We start from the raw sequence: 3,986 nt of genomic DNA on the forward strand, positions 1-3,986 counted from the left end.
CCGCTCAACGTCCGCGGCGGCACCGGTTCCCCCGTGAACCCCATCGCGCTCTTCTGAACCCTCCCACGCGGCTCACCCGCTACGATCTCTCCATGCGCACCCGCACCCTCGCCGCCTCCGTCGCAGCCGCCGGCGCGGGGCGGGTCGTCGAAGATGGCGTAGCCGCTGGGGCGGGCATCCATCATGTCCCAGCCGAGGAGGGCGATGTCGTTGCGCTTGAGGACGGGGGCCGTGTCGGCATGGAGGCCGGGGGAAGGCTGGACGCCGGGCGTGCGGTCGGGGTTGGCGGCATAGAAGGCGGTTCGACCCGAGTAGACGAGCAGGGCGTCGCCGGGGCGAAGGGGACTGCCCTGCGCCTCGGCGGCGGCTTCGATCTCCCGGCCGCGGACGGGGGCATCGAGGGTGACGAAGTCGGTGCCGCGGAGGCGAGGGATATCGACGAGGACGCCGCGGGTGACGATGCCGTTCTTCCAGGCATCGACCGCGCCGGAGCGGGCGCCGAGGGAGGTGACGTCGCTGGCAGGGCGGCCGTTGTACATCTGGCCCTGCCAGAAGATGTGGCAGAGGGCATCGATGTGGGTGGTGGCGTAGCCGTGGAAGAGCAGGCCGATGTAGTCGACCGAGAAATCTGCGCCGGTGCGAAGCCAGTGCTGGGCCGGGTTCCAGTTGCCGGGCCCGCCAACGGTGTTCAGGGGATGGGCGAGGGAGACCGCCCGCCCGGTCCGCACGAGGCCGGCGGCCTCGCGGCGCTTCTCCGGGGTGATGAGGTTGATGGTGCCGGCAGAGTCGTCCGGGCCCCAGCGGCCCCAGTTCGAACAGAGGTCGAAGTAGCCGGCGACCTCTTCAGCGGTGGGCAGGGGGTAGTCGGGCATGGCGCGCCTCGCAGTGGGGGTGTCGGCGGGAGTCTAGCATCGCCGGGGCGCGACAGCCGGGACGGAGCGGGGCAGAATGCGCGGCGTGGGTGATGCATTCATCGTGGAGCCCGAGCGGCGCGTGCCGGTCATCGCCGAGACGGACGTTCTGGTGGTCGGCGGCGGCGCGGCGGGGATCGCGGCGGCAGTGGCCGCGGCCCGGCAGGGTGCGCGGACGATGCTGGTGGAGCGGTACGGGTCGCTGGGCGGGCTCGCGACGAACGGCCTGATCATCCTGCTGCTGACGCTGGATGACGGACGCGGGCGGCAGGTGGTGGCAGGGCTCTGCCAGGAGATGATCGACCGGCTGGCCGCGCGGGGAGCCTGCCTGGCGCCGCCGCGGGAGGAGTGGGGCTCGGGGGACCCTGCGCTAATCGAACGGTACCGGCGGCTGGGGCTGGTCTGGGGCAGCGGTCCGCACGTGGTGCGCTACTCGGTGGCGTACGACCCCGAGGAGTTTCGCGTGGAAGCCGACCGGCTGGTGCTGGAGGCAGGAGTGGACCTGCGCTTCCACCGCTGGGCGGTGGGGGTGCGGAAGGAGGGCGAGCGGATTACACACGTCGTCTTCGAGTCGAAGGCGGGGCGGGAGGCGGTTGCCTGCGAGGTGGTGGTCGATGCCACGGGCGACGCCGATATCGCGGTGCTGGCGGGCGAGGCGGTCGAGTCGGAGCGGGTGCACCCGTGGCTCTGGTTTCGAACCGCGAACGTGGACGAAGCGGCGGCCGAGGCATCGCCACTGCGGCCCACGTACTACCGGACGGTGCACCCGGGCGGGTACCTGCACCCGTGGGGCGCGGCCGAGCGGGCGGGGCGGGCGATCGACCCGACGGACCCGGATGAGCTGACGTGGGCGGAGGTTGAGTGCCGGAGGCTGGCGCGGGCGGAGCTCGACCGGCTGCGCGGCTCGGCAGCGGGCTTCGAGCGGGCGTGGCTGGCCGGGTTCGCGGCGACGCTCGGGATCACCGAGTCGCGGCGGCTGGTCGGGCGGCACCAGCTTTCGCGCGAGGAGATGGACCTGCCGTGCGAGGACGTGGTGGCGGTGACCGGGCACTGGACGAAATACGGGGCGGTGTACCACATCCCGTGGCGGTCGCTTACGGCGCGGGGGACGGCGAACCTCGCGGCGGCGGGGCGGTGCATTTCGGTCGACCACCGGGTGCACCACGCGACCAAGGAGATCCCGGCGTGCTTCGCAACGGGCGAGGCGGCCGGCATCGGGGCGGCGCTGGCGCTGGAGGGGGGCTGCGGGCTGGGCGAGGTGCCAGTAGCGAAGCTGCAGGCGCGGCTGCGGGCGGCCGGTGCGTGGCTGCCGGGCAGCTAGCCGGGACGGTAGCGTAGGATCCGGGTGAATCTTCGACCCGGGGGCAGGGAGCATGAAGGCAGTCGTCATCACGCGGCCGGGCGGGCCGGAGGTGCTGGAGTTCCGCGAGGTGCCAGACCCGGTCGCCGGGCCGGAGGACCTGCTGGTGCGGGTGCGGGCCACGGCGCTCAACCGGGCCGACCTGCTGCAGCGGATGGGCGGCTACCCGCAGCCGGGGCTGAAGCCGGCGTTCGAAATCCCGGGGCTGGAGTACGCGGGCGAAGTGGTCGCGGCCGGCGAGCGGGTCGAGGGTTTCGCGGTGGGCGACCGGGTGATGGGGCTGCTGGCGGGGGGCGGCTACGCCGAGCTGGTTGTCACGCACCATCGGCTGGCGATGAAGGTGCCGGCGAACCTCTCGTGGGAGGAGGCCGGCGCCACGCCGGAGGTCTACATCACGGCGCATGACGCGCTGCTGCAGTGCGGGCTGGTCGCCGGGGAGCGGGTGCTGATCCACGCGGCGGGCTCGGGGGTGGGCGTGGCAGCCGTGCAGATAGCGAAGGAGCTGGGGGCGTCGCTGGTGATCGGCACGGCGGGGAGCGCCGAGAAACTCGAGCGCGCGCGGGAGCTGGGGCTCGACGTGGGCGTGAACTACCGGGAGGAGGACTTCGCGGAGGCGGTCGCGCGGGCCACCGGGGGCCGCGGGGTGGACGTGGTGCTCGACGTGATCGGCGCGGACTACCTGGAGCGGAACCTGCGGGCGCTGGCGCCGAAGGGGCGGATGGTGGTGGTCGGGCTGATGGGCGGCAGCTCAGCGCAGGTGAACCTCGGGCTGCTGCTGCAGAAGCGGCTGCAGGTGCGGGGCACCACGCTGCGGGCGCGGCCGCTCGAAGAGAAGGCGCTGGCGACGCGGGCCTTCGAAAGGAGCGTCCTGCCGCACATCGAAAGCGGGCGGGTGAAGGTGGTCATCGACCGGGTGTATGCGCTGCGGGACGCGGCCGAGGCGCATGCGTACATGGCCACGAACGCGAACTTCGGGAAGATCGTGCTGGTAGCCGGGTAGGCGGTTGACGCGTTCGCCGTGGAGCGGCTACGGTTCGAGTGACCGTAGCGTGTTTCGTTTTCGAACGGCGCTCGGAACTGTGAGGAGTGACCCACATGGCAGTTGATGGAACCTGGAATATTGTCCTTTCGACCCCGATGGGGGAGCGCCCGGCGCAGCTGACGCTGAAGACGGACGGGAACGCGCTGAGCGGGACGTTCGGGAGCGAGCGCGGCTCGCAGGAGTTCTCGGGCGGGACGGTCGACGGGAACAAGGTTGCCTGGAAGACGATGTTCAGCGGCGCGATGGGGCCGATGGAGCTGTCGTTCGAGGGCACCGTGGACGGCGATAGCATCGGCGGGACGGTGCAGTTCGGCGCGTTCGGCTCGGGAAGCTGGAAGGGCACCCGCGCCTGAGCCCTGCGGCGGCGCCGCGCCCAGGAAGCGCCCCCGGCCGGGCACGGGCCGGGGGCGCTTTTTGCGGGGCGGCGGTGTTTGTTCACATTTCGTTCAGATTTTGTCGTGTCATCGCAAGGGTTCGAACGCGCCTGTAGACTGCGGTCATTCCGCGGGGAGGATGACAGGGCGATGCCTGTTGTAACCACAACGTTTGGGCGGCTCGAAGGGGTTCAGCGGGAGGGACACGTCGCCTTCCTTGGGGTGCCGTATGCGGCGCCCCCGGTTGGCCCGCTGCGCTGGCGGGCGCCGCTGCCGCCGGTGGCGTGGGCAGGGACGCG

Annotated in this window: 5 protein-coding genes; 4 read left to right on the forward strand and 1 reads right to left on the reverse strand. The window is 72.0% G+C overall.

The window, feature by feature from the left end:
• Positions 1–872 (reverse strand): cyclase family protein (locus VAE46_RS12535; RefSeq protein WP_322797279.1); only part of this gene is annotated, 872 nt, incomplete at its 3' end.
• 85 nt (positions 873–957) lie between these two features.
• On the opposite strand from VAE46_RS12535, the gene VAE46_RS12540 reads away from it, so the two are divergent.
• The 4 genes from VAE46_RS12540 to VAE46_RS13570 form a co-directional block, all read left to right on the forward strand.
• Positions 958–2,232, forward strand: a complete 1,275-nt coding sequence (locus VAE46_RS12540) for an FAD-dependent oxidoreductase (RefSeq protein ID WP_322797280.1) — start codon at positions 958–960, stop codon at positions 2,230–2,232.
• 52 nt (positions 2,233–2,284) lie between these two features.
• Positions 2,285–3,271: an NAD(P)H-quinone oxidoreductase gene (locus tag VAE46_RS12545; protein WP_322797281.1), complete on the forward strand. Its 987-nt coding sequence runs from the start codon at positions 2,285–2,287 to the stop codon at positions 3,269–3,271.
• Between the two features lie 95 nt (positions 3,272–3,366).
• Positions 3,367–3,666, forward strand: a complete 300-nt coding sequence (locus VAE46_RS12550; protein ID WP_322797282.1) for a hypothetical protein — start codon at positions 3,367–3,369, stop codon at positions 3,664–3,666.
• 171 nt (positions 3,667–3,837) lie between these two features.
• On the forward strand, positions 3,838–3,986 hold a 149-nt coding region (locus VAE46_RS13570), incomplete at its 3' end, for a carboxylesterase family protein (RefSeq protein ID WP_416223970.1).

The organism is Tepidiforma sp. (assembly GCF_034433535.1).
Classification (GTDB): Bacteria; Chloroflexota; Dehalococcoidia; order Tepidiformales; family Tepidiformaceae; genus Tepidiforma.